Origin of the sequence: Pseudorhizobium endolithicum (genome assembly GCF_902153245.2) — a bacterium.
Taxonomy (GTDB): domain Bacteria; phylum Pseudomonadota; class Alphaproteobacteria; order Rhizobiales; family Rhizobiaceae; genus Neorhizobium; species Neorhizobium endolithicum.
Map to the genome: position 1 here is coordinate 321,201 of NZ_CABFWF030000001.1, position 18,004 is coordinate 339,204.

At 63.0% G+C, this 18,004-nt stretch carries 12 protein-coding genes; 4 read left to right on the plus strand and 8 right to left on the minus strand.

The window, feature by feature from the left end; all coding sequences use genetic code 11:
• Nucleotides 1-194 precede the first annotated feature (194 nt).
• The 4 genes from RTCK_RS01740 (at nt 195) to glgB (ending at nt 9,230) form a co-directional block, all read left to right on the plus strand.
• The gene (locus RTCK_RS01740; RefSeq protein ID WP_142591135.1) at nt 195-416 is read left to right on the plus strand and encodes a DUF982 domain-containing protein; all 222 of its coding nucleotides are present in this window, start codon (nt 195-197) and stop codon (nt 414-416) included.
• A gap of 70 nt (nt 417-486) precedes the next feature.
• Nucleotides 487-3,729, plus strand: coding sequence for an alpha-1,4-glucan--maltose-1-phosphate maltosyltransferase (locus tag RTCK_RS01745; RefSeq protein WP_142591137.1), 3,243 nt, complete (start codon nt 487-489; stop codon nt 3,727-3,729).
• A gap of 12 nt (nt 3,730-3,741) precedes the next feature.
• The gene (treS, locus tag RTCK_RS01750) at nt 3,742-7,029 is read left to right on the plus strand and encodes a maltose alpha-D-glucosyltransferase (RefSeq protein ID WP_142591139.1); all 3,288 of its coding nucleotides are present in this window, start codon (nt 3,742-3,744) and stop codon (nt 7,027-7,029) included.
• Nucleotides 7,026-9,230 (plus strand): 1,4-alpha-glucan branching protein GlgB, encoded by a 2,205-nt coding sequence (gene glgB, locus RTCK_RS01755; RefSeq protein ID WP_142591141.1) that lies wholly within the window; start codon nt 7,026-7,028, stop codon nt 9,228-9,230. The genes treS and glgB overlap by 4 nt, the downstream gene beginning before the upstream one ends.
• A 9-nt stretch (nt 9,231-9,239) precedes the next feature.
• Here glgB and RTCK_RS01760 read toward each other — a convergent pair whose 3' ends face one another.
• The 8 genes from RTCK_RS01760 to RTCK_RS01795 form a co-directional block, all read right to left on the minus strand.
• On the minus strand, nt 9,240-9,740 hold the full coding sequence (locus RTCK_RS01760) for a cupin domain-containing protein (RefSeq protein WP_142520218.1): 501 nt from the start codon (nt 9,738-9,740) through the stop codon (nt 9,240-9,242).
• 66 nt (nt 9,741-9,806) lie between these two features.
• Nucleotides 9,807-10,388 (minus strand): J domain-containing protein, encoded by a 582-nt coding sequence (locus RTCK_RS01765; RefSeq protein ID WP_142591143.1) that lies wholly within the window; start codon nt 10,386-10,388, stop codon nt 9,807-9,809.
• Nucleotides 10,389-10,499: 111 nt separating this feature from the next.
• Nucleotides 10,500-11,207, minus strand: a complete 708-nt coding sequence (locus RTCK_RS01770; RefSeq protein ID WP_142520216.1) for a phosphatase PAP2 family protein — start codon at nt 11,205-11,207, stop codon at nt 10,500-10,502.
• Between the two features lie 30 nt (nt 11,208-11,237).
• A complete protein-coding gene (locus RTCK_RS01775) occupies nt 11,238-12,056 on the minus strand; it encodes a DUF1206 domain-containing protein (protein ID WP_142520215.1) in 819 nt (272 codons plus the stop codon).
• A 114-nt stretch (nt 12,057-12,170) separates the two neighbouring features.
• The gene (gene mmsB / locus RTCK_RS01780; protein WP_142520214.1) at nt 12,171-13,361 is read right to left on the minus strand and encodes a multiple monosaccharide ABC transporter permease; all 1,191 of its coding nucleotides are present in this window, start codon (nt 13,359-13,361) and stop codon (nt 12,171-12,173) included.
• Complete coding sequence (gene mmsA / locus RTCK_RS01785) at nt 13,358-14,920, minus strand: multiple monosaccharide ABC transporter ATP-binding protein (protein WP_142591145.1); 1,563 nt, start codon at nt 14,918-14,920, stop codon at nt 13,358-13,360. Before mmsA ends, mmsB begins: the two co-directional genes overlap by 4 nt.
• A gap of 51 nt (nt 14,921-14,971) precedes the next feature.
• The gene (gene chvE, locus RTCK_RS01790; RefSeq protein WP_408004497.1) at nt 14,972-16,027 is read right to left on the minus strand and encodes a multiple monosaccharide ABC transporter substrate-binding protein; all 1,056 of its coding nucleotides are present in this window, start codon (nt 16,025-16,027) and stop codon (nt 14,972-14,974) included.
• Between the two features lie 89 nt (nt 16,028-16,116).
• The gene (locus tag RTCK_RS01795) at nt 16,117-17,961 is read right to left on the minus strand and encodes an IlvD/Edd family dehydratase (RefSeq protein WP_142591148.1); all 1,845 of its coding nucleotides are present in this window, start codon (nt 17,959-17,961) and stop codon (nt 16,117-16,119) included.
• Nucleotides 17,962-18,004 lie beyond the last annotated feature (43 nt).

Here is an 18,004-nt window from a genome sequence, read left to right on the forward strand (position 1 = left end):
CTCAGCCCGGCCTCCCGGAAAGGCCGGGCTTTTCCCTTTAGGACGCCCTCGTTCTCGGATCAGGCAAAATAGCGGTAGGCTCCCGCCGAGATCATGTTACACTTCCTTGGCAGTGCAACTGCTGCAACTCCTGGGCGTTCATTGGACGTCGCGGCCGATCCGGCCAAAGACCTGAGACATCATGGGAGGATGATATGCAGAACGACGTTTGGCAGAGACCGGTGAATACCAGTGTCACCGCCGTGTCCAGCGCCTTCGAGGCCCTCGATCTCCTGGACCACCACTGGCCCAATATAAAGGGTCCCAGATTCATAAAGGCGCGTTACGCCTGCCTGGCCGCGCTGGACGGTCGCGAGAGTGCCGAAGCGGCGCGCGAAAAGTTCAAGGACGCCGTCGCTGAGGCACAACTGATGTAGTCCCGATCCGGCTGGAACAACGCAAGGGCCTTCTCGTTTAGCTCACGAAGCCAAACGCAAGGCCCCCGCGATGAATACAATTCCGACGCTCGATGCTCCGGTCTCCCGTGTCACACAGCCTCCCAGGATCTATTACGTCCACCCGCTTCAGCTGAAGGGCTACGACGCCTGGGAGCAGGTTTTCGCGCACGCGCAGGCGCTCGGCTTCGACACCGTCCTGACGGCGCCGCTTTTCCAGCGCGGCACGAACTCCAGCATCTTCGTTTCCGGCGGTTTCGACCGGTTGGAGCCGGAGCTCGACCTGGGCGCGGACGTCTCCTCCTCGCTCTCGCGCCTCACGGCGCTCGCCCGTGGATACCAGCTTCGGCTGATGCTCGATCTGGTCATCGACCGGGTGGCGCAGGAGGAGCGCGGTACCGACCGGATAGCCGCCGACCCGCGTGTTTCGCCCGAATGCAACTGCAGCCGCTCCTTGGATCTGTCGCCCAGCGATGCCACCTATCACTACCTGGAGGAATGGCGTCAGCGGATCGGGACGCTCGTTGAAGCAGGGATTTCAGGCTTCCGCTGCCTTGGCGTGGAGCGGGTGCCCGAGGAAGCCTGGGCGTCGCTGATCAAGGCCACCAGGGCTCGCAAGGCTGAGACGGAGTTCTTTGCCTGGACGCCCGGCACTGACTTCGAGCGCAGGCGAGCGCTGCGCGGTGCTGGTTTCGACGGCTGCTTCTCCTCCTTTGCGTGGTGGGACCTGCAGTCCAGATGGCTCGCGGAAGAACACGAGGTCCAGCGCGCGCTCGGCCACCAGATCACCTTCCCGGAGCCTCCCTTCGGCAAGCGGCTCGCCCACGGGACCGAAAGCTGCGAGGTCCTCCAGCGAAAGTCGCTGCGGGCCCTGAAGCTTGCGGCTTGCTTCGGTAGCGGCCTGATGGTGCCGATGGGTTTCGAGTTCGGCGCCTCCAAGCCTCTCGATCAGATGCATGGCGACGGGCTGGGTCTCGCCGGCCTTCGTGACCAGTCCTCCTTTGATATTTGCAGCGATATCCGCGCCACGAACGAGATGCTGCGACAGGATCAGGAACCGTTCCGCCTGCGCCCCTTCACTCTGATTGCGGCGACCCACACCCCGGCGGTCGCCCTCATCCAGTCCAATCGCGAAGACGTGCGGAGTTCGGAGAAGCTACGCGTGATTCTGGTCAACCGCGATCTGCGGCAAACCGCGCCGCCTCCGCTTAACGCCGTCAACCAGGTCGCCTCCTCCTTCCTTCCCCTGACAGAGGTCGAGGGGCACTCGGGGCCGCGCCTGAAGCCCGGCGAGGTACGGATACTGGAAGGGCGTGTGTCTGCACCCATCCTGTCCGCCTCGCCGCTGCCCGATATCGACGTCGCCGCCGCCGCACCGCGCCTGGCGATCGAGAAGATCACGCCGTCCGTCGACGAAGGTCGCTTCACCGTCAAGCGCGTGGTCGGGGAGACGGTCCGTGTCGAAGCCGACATCTTCGGCGACGGCCATGATCCGCTTGCGGCCGTACTGCTCTGGCGGGCTGCCGATGAGGACGAGTGGCAGGAAGTCCGCATGCAGTTGTTCGAGAACGACCGCTGGCGGGGCGAATTCACGCCGAGGCGCATGGGGCGCCATGAATTCGCGATCGAAGCCTGGCGCAACCCCTTTGCCATCTTCCGATACGAATTCACCAAGAAGCATGACGCACGGCTGGACCTGACGCTGGAGATCCAGGAGGGTATAAACCTTGTCCGGGAGGCGCTCGCTTCGGCGAGTCCCGATTTGGAGGCCGAGCTTCGAGCGCTGCTCGATGAGATGGATGGTGCGGCGGAATCGCGACGGATCGAGCTCCTGCTCGCCCACGAGACATCCGAGCTCATGGCAAGAGCCGATCGCCGGCCCTTCAGGCTACGCTCGCAGATCATCCCGCTGGATGCGGAGCGGCTCGGAGCGTCATTCGCCAGTTGGTACCAGATCTTTCCCCGCTCGCAGAGCGGCGACCCGAACCGTCACGGAACTTTCGACGACGTCATCAATCGGCTTCCCGCAATCCGGGAAATGGGTTTCGACGTCCTCTACTTCCCGCCCATCCATCCGATCGGCTCCACCAACCGCAAGGGGCGCAACAACAGCCTCAAGGCGCTTCCGGGAGACCCCGGCAGCCCTTACGCTATCGGATCGGAGGATGGAGGACATGATGCGATCCATCCGGAACTCGGGACCTTCGAAGACTTCCGTCGGCTGGTAGCGGCCGCCCAGGACCACGGACTGGAAATCGCTCTCGACCTCGCGATCCAGGCCTCGCCGGATCATCCCTGGCTAAAAGAGCATCCCGGCTGGTTCGACTGGCGTCCGGACGGCACGATCCGCTACGCAGAAAACCCGCCGAAGAAGTACGAGGACATCGTCAACGTCGACTTCTACGCCAAGGATGCCGTTCCGTCTCTCTGGCAGGAACTGCGCGACATCGTTCAGATGTGGGTGGACCAGGGCGTCAAGCTCTTCCGCGTCGATAACCCCCACACCAAGCCATTTCCCTTCTGGGAATGGCTGATCGCCGACATCCGTTCGCGTCATCCCGATGTGATCTTCCTGTCGGAGGCCTTCACCAAGCCGAAGGTGATGTACCGGCTGGCGAAGATCGGCTTCTCGCAATCCTACACCTACTTCACCTGGCGCAACACCAAATGGGAGCTCGAGCAGTACATGCGCGAGATCACCACGGAAGCGCCGAAGGACTTCTTCCGTCCGCACTTCTTCGTCAACACGCACGACATCAACCCCGAGTTCCTGCAGAACGCGCCCCGGCCCGCCTACCTGATCCGGGCCGCCCTGGCTGCGACGCTTTCCGGCCTCTGGGGCGTCTACAACGGCTTCGAACTCTGCGAAGGCCGGCCCGACGCCAAGCGCAAGGAATATGCCGACAGCGAGAAGTACGAAATACGGGCCTGGGACTGGGACCGCCCCGGCAACATCAAGCACGAGATCGGGCTCCTGAACCGTATCCGCAAGGAAAATCCGGCCCTCCACTCGCACCTCGGCCTCACGCTCCTGACGGCCTGGAACGACAACGTGATGTTCTTCGAGAAGGCGAGCGCCGGCCGCGAGAACGTGCTGCTCATCGCGATCAGCCTCGATCCGTATAACGCGCAGGAGGCGGATGTCGAAATCCCCCTCTGGTCGTGGAACCTGCCCGACCACGGATCGCTTCCCATGGAGGACCTGATCTCGGGCAACGCCTTCACTTGGACCGGGAAACGGCAGCGGCTGCGGCTGGAGGCGGACATGCCGTTCGCCGTCTGGCGTGTGAGATAAGGGAGGAACCGAATGGATACCCTGCAGTCGCAGGCTCAGATCGTCAACGATCCCCTGTGGTACAAGGATGCCATAATCTACCAGCTTCACATCAAGTCGTTTTTCGACGCCAACGGCGACGGGATCGGTGACTTCAAGGGGCTGCACGAGAAGCTGGACCACATCGCGTCGCTCGGGGCGACCGCGATCTGGCTTCTACCCTTCTTTCCTTCGCCTCGCCGGGACGATGGCTACGATATCGCCGACTATGGCGATGTCAGCCCCGACTACGGAACGATGGACGACTTCCGGGCCTTCGTCGACGCAGCCCACGAACGAGGCATCCGGGTCATCATCGAGCTCGTCATCAACCACACCTCCGATCAGCATCCGTGGTTCCAGCGCGCCCGCCACGCGCCGCCCGGATCGCAGGAGCGCGATTTCTACGTTTGGTCTGACACCGACCAGAAGTTTCCCGAGACGCGGATCATCTTCCTCGATACGGAGAAATCGAACTGGACCTGGGATCCGGTAGCGGGCGCCTATTACTGGCACCGTTTCTATTCCCATCAGCCGGATCTCAACTTCGACAATCCGGCTGTGCTGGAAGAACTGCTGCAGGTGATGCGTTTCTGGCTCGAAACCGGCATCGACGGCTTCCGGCTGGACGCGATCCCCTATCTGATCGAGCGCGAGGGCACGATCAACGAGAACCTGCCCGAGACCCACGAGATCCTGAAGAAGATTCGTGGTGCACTGGACTCGACCCATCCGGGAAAGATGCTGCTCGCGGAGGCCAATCAATGGCCCGAAGATACCAGCGAGTATTTCGGCGATGGCGACGAATGCAACATGGCGTTCCATTTCCCGCTGATGCCGCGCATGTACATGGCGATCGCCAAGGAGGATCGCTTTCCGATCACCGACATCATGCGGCAGACGCCGGAAATCCCGGAGAACTGCCAGTGGGCGATCTTCCTGCGCAATCACGACGAGTTGACGCTCGAAATGGTGACGGACGAGGAACGCGATTACCTGTGGAACACCTATGCCGCCGACCGGCGCGCCCGGATCAATCTCGGCATCCGCCGCCGGCTTGCGCCGTTGATGGAACGCGACCGCCGCCGAATAGAGTTGATGAACGCGCTTCTCCTTTCCATGCCCGGCACCCCGGTCCTCTACTACGGCGACGAAATAGGAATGGGCGACAACATCTATCTGGGCGATCGGGATGGTGTGCGGACGCCGATGCAATGGTCGCCGGACCGCAATGGCGGCTTCTCCAAGGCTGATCCCGCCCGTCTCGTACTGCCGCCGATCATGGACCCTCTCTACGGATACGAAGCAGTCAACGTCGAGGCGCAGGCAGCAGACGCCCACTCGCTGCTCAACTGGACACGCCGGATGCTGGCGCTGCGCGGCAAGCACGCCGCCTTCGGCCGCGGCACCCTCCGTTTCCTGGCTCCCGGAAACCGGAAAATCCTCGCCTACCTCCGAGAATACCAGGGCGAGACGATCATGTGCGTCGCCAACCTCTCGCGCCTGCCGCAGGCAGTCGAGCTCGATCTTTCCGAGTTCGAAGGACGCGTACCGATCGAGCTGACCGGCATGTCGCCCTTCCCGCCGATCGGTCAGCTGACCTACCTCTTGACCCTGCCGCCCTACGGCTTCTTCTGGTTCCAGTTGGTGGCCGAGGCCGACGGTCCGGCCTGGCGGAACGAACCGCCGCAGCAGCTTCCCGACCTCGTCACCATGGTCGTGCGCCGCGACCTGCATGAGCTTGTGGAGGAGCCGCGGCTGGCAGCCACCCTCTCGCGGGATATCCTGCCGGCCTATGTCTCGAAGCGCCGCTGGTTCGGCTCAAAAGGCGAGCAGCTGAACGGGGTGAGGCTGGTGTCGGCGACGCCTCTCCCCTTTGGCGGCAACGTCCTTCTCGGGGAACTGGAAGCCGATCTCGAAGGCCATACGGAGACCTACCTCCTTCCGCTCGCAGCAGCCTGGGACGAGACCCATCCTACCGCCCTTGTGCAGCAGCTCGCGCTCGGCCGCATCCGCCAGGGACGTCGCGTCGGCTTCCTGACAGACGGATTTGCGATGGAAAGCATGGCGCGCGGCATCATCCGCGCCCTGTGCGAAAGGTCGCGGGTTTCGGGGCGGGCCGGAACGTTGGAATTTGTCGGCACAGAAAACCTCGACTGCATGGGCATCACTGACGAGATGCAGGTGCACTGGCTTTCGGCAGAGCAGTCGAACAGTTCGCTGATCGTCGGTGATACGGCGATGATCAAGCTCATCCGCCACATCTTCCCGGGCGTCCATCCGGAAGTCGAAATGACTCGCTACCTGACGAAGGTGGGATATTCAAACACCGCTCCGCTGCTGGGCGAAGTGGCACGGATAGCACCCGACGGCAGCCGCTACACGCTGATCATCATCCAGGGCGCAATCCGCAACCAGGGTGATGCCTGGACGTGGATGCTGAGCAATCTGCGCCGCGGCATGGACGAAATCCTCGTGGCGAGCGGCGAGGACGAGGTGATCCAGGACCAGTTCCAGCCGCTCGTGGATTTCGCCGGCACGGTGGGACAGAGGCTCGGCGAACTCCATGTGGCGCTTGCGCAAGACACCGGCGATCCGGACTTCAAGCCGCTGAAAGCGACGTCAGCGGACATCGAGGCATGGCGGCAATCGGTAACCCTCCAGATCACGAACGCGCTGGACATCCTGGCGAACGAAGTGGGAGGTCTCGAACCTGGGGTCACGCAGCTCGTGCAGCCTCTGCTCGACCGCCGGGACGAGCTTCTGCGTGCCGCGGCGAAACTTGCCCACACGGCGGTCGGCGCCTTGATGACCCGGCATCACGGTGATTTCCATCTTGGCCAGATCCTCGTTGCCGAAAGCGATGCCTACCTCATCGATTTCGAAGGTGAACCCGCCCGGGATCTTGCCGATCGGCGTGCCAAATCGAGCCCGTTGCGCGATGTTGCAGGTCTCCTGCGCTCGCTGAGCTATCTGGCCGCGACGGCGGACCTGGAGCAGGACGTAGTCGTTGATACCGATCAGGCACGACGCCATGAGATCGTCAGTATCTTCCGGCGGGAGGCAGAGCAGGCATTCCGCCAACGGTACTTCGACGCCGTAGCCGAAGCGTCAGCGCTGAACATGGACGAAGCCACCCGCGAGGCGCTGTTGGACCTGTTCCTTCTGGAGAAGGCGGCGTATGAGATCGCGTACGAGGCGCGCAACCGGCCGAAATGGCTGCCGATCCCGCTCGAAGGCTTCTCTGACATTTCAATGAGGCTCATGGAGAACTCCGAATGAACCTTGAGCGCGCAGAACTGCTCGCCAATATCGACGCTGGCGCCCTGCATGCGCTGGTGGAAGGACGTCATGGCGATCCCTTTGCAATACTTGGCCGCCATTCCGTGGGACAGACCAACGTGGTCCGCGCGTTGTTGCCCGGTGCGTCAATGGTGGAAGTCGTCGATGGCGAAACTGATGCCATCATCGCTCGAATGGAACAGGTCTTCGACGGCGGGCTGTATGCGGCAGACATTGGCGGGCGCGGCACCTACCGGCTCCGGATCCACTGGCCGGATGCGGTCCAGGAGACCGAAGACCCCTACTCCTTTGGGCCATTGCTTGGGGATCTCGATCTTCATCTGATTTCTCAAGGCACCCACTACGACTTGGGCAGGACACTCGGGGCACAGCCTATGGATGTCGATGGCGTCTCCGGCGTGCGCTTCGCCGTCTGGGCGCCGAATGCGCGTCGTGTCTCTGTTGTCGGCGACTTCAACGCGTGGGACGGCCGACGCCATCCGATGCGCCTGCGCCCATTCGCCGGAATTTGGGAGATCTTCTTGCCGCGGCTGGGCCCAGGTGAACGCTACAAGTTCGAGATCGTGGACCGCAACGGCCACACGCTTCCGCAGAAGGCGGACCCGGTCGCGCGTGCGAGCGAAGCGGCACCCTCCACCGCTTCCATCGTCGCGTCCAATATACCCTTCCGCTGGAGTGACGACGAATGGATGCGCCGCCACGACGCGCGGGAGGGCAAAGGCGCGATGTCCGTCTATGAAGTCCATCTGGAGTCATGGCTGAGGGTGCCGGAAGAAGGCAACCGCAACCTCGACTGGATCGAACTCAGCCAGCGGCTGATCCCGTATGCCGCCGACCTCGGTTTCACCCATATCGAGCTTCTGCCGATCATGGAGCACCCGTTCGGCGGCTCCTGGGGGTATCAGCCGCTCGGGCTCTTCGCACCGACCGGGCGTTACGGCACCCCGGAGGACTTCGCCTATTTCGTCGACCGCTGCCATGCCGCGGGACTGGGCGTCATCCTCGACTGGGTGCCGGCGCATTTCCCGACCGACGTCTGGGGCCTCGCCCGCTTCGACGGCACCGCGCTCTATGAGCACGAGGATCCGCGGGAGGGCTTTCACAAGGACTGGAACACGCTGATCTACAACCTCGGACGCAACGAGGTGAAAGGCTTCCTGATCGCCAGCGCCCTGGAATGGCTGGAGCACTACCATGTGGATGCGCTGCGCGTCGACGCTGTCGCCTCCATGCTCTACCGCGACTACAGCCGCAATGCCGGCGAGTGGATCCCGAACAAGTACGGCGGTCGCGAGAATCTGGAATCTGTGGAGTTCTTCAAGCACCTCAACAGCATCATCCACCAGCGCTGCCCGCACGCCTTCACGGTGGCGGAGGAGTCGACGGCCTGGCCGGGCGTCACGCGTCCGCCGGAGGAAGGCGGCTTAGGCTTCGACTTCAAGTGGAACATGGGCTGGATGCATGACAGCCTGCATTACATGCAGGAGGATCCTGTCTACCGGAAATATCATCACGGCATGATGACCTTCGGCATGGTCTATGCCTATTCGGAACGCTTCATGCTGCCGCTCTCCCACGACGAGGTCGTGCATGGCAAAGGCTCGCTCCTGGGCAAGATGCCGGGCGACACATGGCAGAAGCACGCCAACCTTCGGGCCTATTTCGGTTTCATGTGGGCCCATCCAGGCAAGAAGCTGCTCTTCATGGGGGGTGAGATTGCGCAGTCGAGCGAGTGGAACCACGACAGCTCCGTGCATTGGGACCTGCTCGACGATCCGCTGCATGCGGGGATACAGCGGCTGATCCGCGACCTCAATCGTCTCTACGTCTCGGAGCCGGCCCTCCAATATGGCGACCTTCATCCCGATGGTTTCCAGTGGGCGGTGGGCGACGATGCAGAAAACTCGATCTTCGGCATCTTCCGCTGGCCGCAAGACCGCTCCTCCTGCATCCTCGCCGTGTCCAACATGACACCGGTTCCCCGCCACGGCTACCGGGTGGGGGTTCCCCATGCGGGACAATGGGAAGAGGTGCTGAACTCCGACGCAACCTGTTATGGCGGATCGAACCTCGGGAATGTGCAGGCCTGGACGGAAGCGGTGCCTTCGCATGGGAAGGAACAATCGCTGCAACTGGCGCTGCCGCCGCTGTCGACGATCTATCTCCGCTGGAAGGGCTGATACGCCGTTTCAGCCGCCGTTCTGCCAGAGCTTGCTGACGGCATCACCGCCAAGCGGATCGGTCTCCGGCAAGGGCAGCGTCGCGATGATGTGAAGGCCCGCCTCCCCCGGCGCCTCTCGGCGAAGGTCCGGGTCCTGCCCCGGCGGATAGCCGCCGACTACCAGGAAATCCTCGCTTGCGGAGATCCGGCAATGGCCGGTGCCAGCCGGCAGGATCAGGCAATCTCCGGCGGAAACCTCGATCTCCCGCCCGCCAGGACCGCCGAGCATCACGACGCCGTGGCCGCGAGCGATCCCCAGCACCTCATGGGCCATGGTGTGGTAATGGTGGTAGTCGAAGATACCGTTCCGCCAGGTTCCCTGCCAATGATTGCCGGCGAAAGTTCGCTCGAAGGTCCTCGCAAGGTCGCCGCCCTCATCCGGCGCGACTCCGCGGTAGCCGATAACCGGCAGATGCGCATTGTTGGGAACCCAGCCATTCTCCGACAGGAAGAAATGTTCGATCACCATCGCCGCCTCCATTCTCGCTCCGTCCATAAAGCTAGGAGGCACGGCGGCGCAGACCAGTAGCGCACATCACTCGGCGGCGCTTTTCGCTTCCACCTCGATCTCGTAGGAATAGCCCTCGAGCATCTGGTAAGCCTGCTCGATCGTCGCGATCTGCGCCTCCGCCTTGGTGATCGCGTCGGTAATGGAATCGCTGCGTGCCCGCATCATGCTGCCGAGGAAGTCGGTCTCCGGTCGTTTGCCGATCCGGTCCAGGTGGTTGCGGATGCGCGCGCGGTGCCGCTCGAGCTCCAGGATGTGAAAGCGCACATTGACGATCTTGTCGGTCAGCTTGCGTCGCATCGCCGCCACGGGATCGAAGCTGCCGGGCTCCCGCTCGTCCAGAATGAAGTCGTTGATCAGTCCTTCGAGAACCAGCAGCCCTTCGAGATCCTTGGTATCGGCCAATGTCGGATCATAGCCGGTTTCATCGAAGACCTTGCGGCGCACGGGATCGGACAAAATCTCGAAGGAGATCTTCAGTTTGGAGAACGCGTCGGCATCGCCCCCCGTGTCCGGATGGGCGTTCTTGGCGCGCTTGCGATACGCGGTCTTGATCTGTGCGGTATCGGCGTCCCGGGCAACACCGAGGGTATCGTATGGATCGATCAACGTGTCCCACCTGATTTTCGCTGAGCCATGGGTCCAGCCGCCCAAGGCTTAGAGGTTGATGCCGCTTCGCTCAAGCGCCAACCTCGTTTTTCCCACCGGCCGGTCATGCGCTTAGCCCGGTGTTTGGGCGATATAACGGCGGGCGACCAGCCAGCAGACCAACGCCCAGGTCGCGCCGGCGCACCAGCCGCCGAGGACATCCGTCGGGTAGTGTACACCGAGAAAGACCCTGCTCAAACCGATGATGAATGTCAGAAAGACGGCGACGCCGATCATGTAGAGGCGCGTTACCCGCGTCGGCTGGGCACGGGAGAGGAGCGCCCCCAGCGTCAGGTAGGTGGCGGCTGAGACCATGGCGTGGCCGCTCGGGAAGCTGAGATCGTAGACCTCGACGAGATGCGGGACGATGTCCGGCCGCGGCCGCGCCACCCCCAGCTTCAGCGCCGCGCTCAGCGCCCAGCCTCCGGCCACCGAGGCGAGCGTGAAGACGGCGATCGCCCTGCGCCGTGCCAAAAGAAGGTAGCCCGTCACCATGATGGTCATCAGCGAAAGCACCGCCGTGCCACCAAGCGCGGTGATGTCGTCCATCGCATGCGACAGCCAGTACGGGCCGATCGGGGTTGCCGGATCGTCGGCGGAACGCAGCAGCAGGAGCAGCCGTTCGTCGAACGCGTGCGTGTCGCCCTCGATCACCTCACCGGTGAGTTGCAGGAACAGGAATAGTCCGCCGGCCGCGACGGCAAACAGGATCAGGCTCACCGGCTCGAACGTCATGATCCGGTCAACGATCTTTCGGCTGACCCTTTGATGGAACGCCATCCGTCACTCCGCTGAAGATTATGCCGCGGCTCAGGTCCGCAGCGCGTGCTTGGCATCACTTAGTGAGGGTTCCCGGATAATGCGATACCTGGCCTCGACCACACCATAGGCACCGAAGGCAAAAAGCCCGAGCGCCGCAAGAGCGTAGAGCAGGCCCCCGAAGGGCAGTCCCCGCACCCAGGCCAGCGCATCCGCCGTGCTCCCCGCCTGCCCCGGATCGACGGCCCAGGCCGCGTAAAGGAAGAAGCCGCCCAGAATGACGAAGATTGCGCCGCGGGCGGCAAGGCCATAGATGCAGAAGAGCTCGAGCAACCGCTTGTGCCGGCCGCTGATGCGGACGAACTTCTCGTAGCGCCGCGTTACACCCTTGACGATCTGCACCATGCCGGCGCCGATCACAGCAAGCCCGACCGCCGCTACGAGGTAGGGGCCGAAAGGCTGCTGCATCAGCCAGGCGGTCCAGCTTTCCTGGCTGTTGCCGGATCCGGCGCCGAAAGAAATTTTCAACGCCTGGCCGATGGCATAGGAGGCCAGACCGGTATAGGTAGCCGCACTGACGAGGAGGGCTGCCCGGATGACGAGGCCCTGGGCGTCGTTTTCATGCTGATCGGCGTTGAGGAAAGCCTGCGCCAGCCGCCACACGATGAAGCCGATCAAGCCGATGCCGATCAGCCCCAGCCAGATGGCGCCGAAGGGCGTGTCGAGCACCAGTTCCAGCGCCGAGCGCGAATCCGCCTCGCCGCCCCCCAGGGTCGAAAGCAGCGCCATGCCGCCGACGAGGATATAGACGACGCCCCGCGCCGCATATCCGGCACGCGCCAGCCATTCGAAACGCGGACGATCCTGCATGTCGTTCTCCGTAAAGACGGGCGAACGCGCGGACCTGCGGCCGGTTCCGAACGACGCGGTTACAAACGAGGAAGGCCTGCCAAGGCAAGCCTCGCCTTGCGCGTTTCCCGATCCTCAGCGGCGCTGGTTGTAGACGTCGACGCAGACGGCACCGAGCAGGACCAGTCCCTTGATCACCTGCTGGTAATCGATGCCGATGCCGAGGATCGACATGCCGTTGTTCATCACGCCCATGATGAAGGCGCCGATCACCGCACCCGTCACCTTGCCGACGCCGCCATAGGCCGAGGCGCCGCCGATGAAGCAGGCGGCGATGACGTCGAGTTCGAAACCGAGGCCGGCCTTCGGCGTCGCCGTATTCAGACGAGCAGCGAAGACAAGGCCCGCAAGAGCTGCCAGGACCCCCATGTTGACGAAGGTGAAGAAGGTCAGCCGCGCCGTCTTGATGCCGGAGAGCGCCGCCGCCTTCTCGTTGCCGCCCACCGCGTAGATCTGCCGCCCGAAGATCGTCCGGTTCGTGAAGAAGGCATAGGCCGCGATCAGGAGCGCCATGATGATCAGCACGTTGGGCATGCCGCGATGGGAGGCGATGAGATAGGCCAGATAGCCGATGATCGCGAAGATCACGAGGTTCTTGACGAGGAAGAAGCCGAAGGGTTCAGTCTCCACGTCATGCGAGATGCGCCGCGCCCGGCTCTTGAAGTTCTGCCACACGAGCAGCACCGCAAGCCCCAGTCCAAGCACCAGCGAGGTGACATAGATGCCGTTGGCCGAGCTCACCATCTCCGGGATATAGCCGGACGAGAGCTTCTGGAAGGTCGGATCGAACGGCCCGATCGAACGGCCGCTGAGCACGGCGATCATCAGGCCGCGGAAGACCAGCATGCCCGCGAGCGTCACGATGAAGGACGGGATCTTGAAGTAGGCGACCCAGAAGCCCTGTATGGCACCGATTACCCCGCCCAGCACCAGGCAGAGGATTGCCGCAATCACGAAGTGAACGTCGTACTGCACCATCAGCATCGCGGCGACGGCACCGATGAAGCCGGCGACCGAGCCCACGGACAGGTCGATATGGCCGGTGACGATCACCATCAGCATGCCCAGCGCCATGATGACGATATAGCTGTTCTGCAGGATGATGTTGGTGAGGTTGAGCGGCTTGAGGATCACGCCGTCGGTCGTGAAATAGAAGAAGACGACGATGGCGACCAGCGAGATCATCATCCCGTATTCGCGCAGGTTCTCCTTCCAGAACCCGGTGCCGCGCTGCGGGGCAGCCATGGTATTGGGCGGGTTGCTCATTGATCCCTCTCCTTGCGGCGCATGATGGCGCGCATGATGTTTTCCTGCGTGGCCTCCTCTCCGGCCACCTCCCCGACGAAATCGCCCTCGTGCATCACCATGATCCTGTCGCAGATGCCGATCAGTTCCGGCATTTCAGACGATATCACGATGACAGCCTTACCGGCGTCCGCCAGTTCGTTGATGATCGAATAGATCTCGTACTTGGCGCCGACATCGATCCCGCGGGTGGGCTCATCGAGGATCAACACGTCCGGGCCGGTGAACAGCCACTTGGACAATACTACTTTCTGCTGGTTGCCGCCGGAAAGCTTTCCGGTTTCCTGGTAGACGTTGTGGCTGCGGATGCGCATGCGGTTGCGGAACTCCTGCGCCACCTTCATCTCCCGGATGTCGTCGATGACGGCACGCGTCGAAACGCCGCCGAGATGGGCGAGAGAGATGTTCTTGCGGATGTCCTCCGGCAGGATGAGGCCGAGTTGCTTCCTGTCTTCCGTGACGTAAGCAAGGCCCGCCTTGATCGCCTTGTGGACGTCGGAAAGATCGACCTCCTGCCCGCGGATACGCACCGTGCCGGTGATGTTGCGGCCCCAGGACCGTCCGAAGACGCTCATGGCGAACTCGGTGCGGCCGGCTCCCATGAGCCCGGAGATGCCGACGACCTCCCCTGCCCGCACCTGCATGGAAACCTTCTTCACCACCTGCCGTTCGGAATGCTGCGGATGGTAGACGGACCAGTTCGCCACCTCGAAGATCAACTCGCCGATCTTCGGCTCCCGCGTGGGGTATCGGCTCTCCAGGTCCCGATCGACCATCCGGCGGATGATCTCGTCCTCCTCCACCACGCCGTCATGGCAGTCGAGCGTTCCGACGGTCCGGCCGTCACGCAGCACGGTGATGCGATCGGCGACGGCGGAAATCTCGTTGAGCTTGTGCGAGATAAGGATCGACGTGATGCCCTGCTCCCGGAACTCCTTGAGAAGTTCGAGCAAGGCCGCGCTGTCCTTTTCATTGAGGCTCGCAGTCGGTTCGTCGAGGATCAGCAGGCGCACGTCCTTCGACAGCGCCTTGGCGATTTCCACCAGTTGCTGTTTGCCGACGCCCATATTGGTGATCAGCGTGTCCGGTGCTTCGCTGAGGCCGACTTTTGCAAGCAGCGCCTTTGTGCGCTCGTGGACGGCCGACCTGTCGATGATGCCGAAGCGCGACGGCGGGTTCGACAGGAAGATGTTCTCCGCGATCGACATCAGCGGAATGAGTGCCAGTTCCTGATGGATGATGATGATGCCGAGCGCTTCGGAATCGTTGATGTCGCGGAATTGGCGCTCGTGACCGTCGAACAGGATCGAGCCTTCGTAGCTGCCATGCGGATAGACGCCGGAGAGGACCTTCATCAGGGTCGATTTTCCCGCTCCGTTTTCCCCGACCAACGCGTGAATCTCTCCTTCGCGCACGGTGAAGCTAACGTCGGAAAGCGCCTTAACGGCGCCAAATGATTTCGAGATGCCACGCATCTCGAGAATGGGCGGTCGATCCGCCGAAACCACGGGTGCAAGCATCCGGAACTCCGTGTGAGATGAAGGCGCCCTCATCGGGCGCCTTCCGATGCCTTACTTGATCTGGTCGGCGGTGTAGTAGCCGCTGCCAACAAGCACTTCTTCCCAGTTGTCCTTGTTCACGACCACCGGCTTCAAGAGGTAGGACGGTACGACCTTGACGCCGTTGTCATAGGTCTTGGTGTCGTTGACTTCCGGCTCCTTGCCACCCATCACGGCATCGACCATGTCGACCGTCACCTTGGCAAGCTCGCGGGTATCCTTGAAAATCGTCGAGTACTGTTCGCCGGCAAGGATGGACTTTACCGAAGGCACTTCCGCATCCTGGCCGGAGACGATCGGCATGGGCATGTCGCCGGAACCGTAGCCGACGCCCTTCAGCGACGACAGGATACCGATGGAGATGCCGTCATAGGGCGACAGCACCGCATCGACGCGCTTGTCGGCATAGGTCGAACTCAGGAGCGCGTCCATGCGCGCCTGCGCAGTCGCACCGTCCCAGCGAAGCGTCGCCACCTTGTCCATACCCGTCTGGCCGCTGCCGACAACGAGCTCGCCGCTGTCGATCATCGGCTGCAGCACGCTCATCGCGCCGTCATAGAAGAAGTAGGCATTGTTGTCGTCCGGCGAGCCGCCAAAGAGTTCGATGTGCCAGGGGCCTTCCTTGCCGCTGGCCTTCAAGCCGTCGACGAGGGACTGTGCCTGCAGCACGCCGACCTGGAAGTTGTCGAATGTGGCGTAGTAGTCGACGTTAGCGCTGTCACGGATCAGGCGGTCATAGGCGATGACCTTGATGCCCTGGTCGGCCGCCTGCTGCAGGACGTCGGAAAGGGTCGTGCCGTCGATCGATGCGATGACCAGCACCTTGGCGCCCTTCACGATCATGTTCTCGATCTGCGACAGCTGATTAGGCACGTCGTCTTCCGCGTACTGCAGATCCGTCTCGTAGCCGCGCTCCTGCAGCACCTTCACCATGTTGTCGCCGTCGGCGATCCAGCGCGCTGATGACTTCGTCGGCATGGCAACGCCGACGAGGCCCTTGTCCTGGGCGCCGGCCGGAGCGGCGAACGCCATCGACGCCAGCATCGCTGCGGTCGTCAGCAGTTTCATCAATCTCATGACATCTCCTCCTCAAGGGCGGGTCTTCTACTCCCGCCGAAAAACCGGGCGACGGCCTCCTGCCGCCGCCCCACTCCAACTCAGTGGTTGTCGCGCGGAATGCCTTCCGTCTGCGCGATCCGCTGGTATTTCACGGCCGGCTCCAGCACGGCGCCGGTCTCCATCTGCCCGACAACGGACCGCTGGATTTCCTGCCAGGGCGTCTGGTGCTTCGGATAGCGGTAGCCGCCCTGCGCTTCCAATTCCCGGCGACGTTCCGCCAGTTCCTCGTCAGAGATGAGGATGTCCGCCTTGCCGCGGCCGACATCGATGCGCACGCGGTCGCCGGTCTTCAAGAGCGCCAGACCGCCTCCGGCAGCGGCTTCCGGCGAAGCGTTGAGGATGGAGGGACTACCCGAGGTTCCCGACTGGCGGCCGTCGCCGATGCAGGGAAGCGAAGTGACGCCCTGCTTGAGCAGGTAGTCGGGCGCACGCATATTCACGACTTCGGCGGCGCCCGGATAGCCGATCGGACCGGCACCGCGCATGAACAGGACGGTGTGCTCGTCGATGGCGAGCGCCGGGTCGTCGATCCGCTTGTGGTAATCCTCGGGGCCGTCGAAGACCACCGCCCTGCCCTCGAAGGCATCCGGATCATCGGGGTTCGACAGGTAGCGGTCACGGAATTCCGGAGAAATGACGCTGGTCTTCATGATGGCGGATGAGAACAGGTTGCCGCGCAGCACGCGGAAGCCGGCGCGCTCCTTGAGGGGCTGCTCGAACGGCCGGATGACTTTTTCGTCCTCGATGATCGCGCCGCGGCAGTTCTCGCCGATCGTCTTGCCGTTCACCGTCATGGCGTCCTCGTGAATGAGGCCCTGCTTCATGAGTTGGTTGACGACGGCCGGAACGCCGCCGGCATGGTAGTAATCCTCACCGAGATACTCGCCAGCCGGCTGCAGGTTGACGAGCAGCGGCACGTCCTCGCCATAGGTCTGCCAGTCGTCGACCGAAAGCTCGACGCCCATGTGCCGGGCCAGGCCGTTCAGGTGGATCGGGGCGTTGGTGGACCCGCCGATCGCTGAGTTGACGCGGATGGCGTTGATGAAGGCCTCGCGGGTCATGATGTCGGAGGGTTTCAGATCCTCCTTGACCATTTCCACGATCCGCAGTCCCGTCAGGTAGGATACTTCCTGCCGGTCGCGATAGGGAGCCGGGATGGCGGCGGAACCCGGCAACTGCATGCCGAGCGCTTCGGCCAGCGAGTTCATCGTGGTCGCCGTGCCCATGGTATTGCAGTAGCCAGTCGACGGGGCCGACGAGGCAACCAGCTTCACGAAGCCGGCATAGTCGATCTCGCCCTTGGCCAGCAGTTCGCGGGCCTTCCAGACGATGGTGCCTGAACCGGTGCGCTCGCCGCGGAACCAGCCGTTCAGCATGGGGCCGACCGACAGCGCGATCGCCGGGATGTTGACGGTCGCTGCCGCCATCAGACAGGCCGGCGTGGTCTTGTCGCAGCCGATCGTCAGCACGACACCGTCCAGCGGATAGCCGTAGAGCACCTCGACGAGGCCGAGATAGGCGAGGTTGCGGTCGAGACCGGCGGTCGGACGTTTTCCCGTTTCCTGGATCGGATGGACGGGGAATTCGATGGCGATGCCGCCTGCCTCACGGATGCCTTCGCGCAGGCGGTGGGCGAGTTCCAGGTGATGGCGGTTGCAGGGCGAGAGGTCCGATCCGGTCTGGGCGATGCCGATGATCGGCCGATCCGACTGCAGCTCCGCCTGGCTGAGGCCGAAGTTCATGTAGCGCTCCAGGTAGAGCGCCGTCATGTCGGCATTGGCCGGATTGTCGAACCAGGCGCGGGAACGCAGCTTGCGCGCTTCGCCCCGTGTTCGATCGGTCTCGGCGATCTCGGTGGAAGGCAGGTTTTCGGAGTTGCTCATGATCTTCTTCTCAAGCGTGAAATGAAAGGAAAGACGGCCGCAA

What these genes read in the sequence shown, in the direction of transcription:
- RTCK_RS01740 (WP_142591135.1), top strand. Translation starts at nt 195, where the DNA reads ATGCAGAACGACGTTTGGCAGAGACCGGTGAATACCAGTGTCACCGCC.
- RTCK_RS01745 (WP_142591137.1), top strand. Translation starts at nt 487, where the DNA reads ATGAATACAATTCCGACGCTCGATGCTCCGGTCTCCCGTGTCACACAG.
- treS (WP_142591139.1), top strand. Translation starts at nt 3,742, where the DNA reads ATGGATACCCTGCAGTCGCAGGCTCAGATCGTCAACGATCCCCTGTGG.
- glgB (WP_142591141.1), top strand. Translation starts at nt 7,026, where the DNA reads ATGAACCTTGAGCGCGCAGAACTGCTCGCCAATATCGACGCTGGCGCC.
- RTCK_RS01760 (WP_142520218.1), bottom strand. Translation starts at nt 9,740, where the DNA reads ATGGTGATCGAACATTTCTTCCTGTCGGAGAATGGCTGGGTTCCCAAC.
- RTCK_RS01770 (WP_142520216.1), bottom strand. Translation starts at nt 11,207, where the DNA reads ATGGCGTTCCATCAAAGGGTCAGCCGAAAGATCGTTGACCGGATCATG.
- RTCK_RS01775 (WP_142520215.1), bottom strand. Translation starts at nt 12,056, where the DNA reads ATGCAGGATCGTCCGCGTTTCGAATGGCTGGCGCGTGCCGGATATGCG.
- mmsB (WP_142520214.1), bottom strand. Translation starts at nt 13,361, where the DNA reads ATGAGCAACCCGCCCAATACCATGGCTGCCCCGCAGCGCGGCACCGGG.
- mmsA (WP_142591145.1), bottom strand. Translation starts at nt 14,920, where the DNA reads ATGCTTGCACCCGTGGTTTCGGCGGATCGACCGCCCATTCTCGAGATG.
- chvE (WP_408004497.1), bottom strand. Translation starts at nt 16,027, where the DNA reads ATGAAACTGCTGACGACCGCAGCGATGCTGGCGTCGATGGCGTTCGCC.
- RTCK_RS01795 (WP_142591148.1), bottom strand. Translation starts at nt 17,961, where the DNA reads ATGAGCAACTCCGAAAACCTGCCTTCCACCGAGATCGCCGAGACCGAT.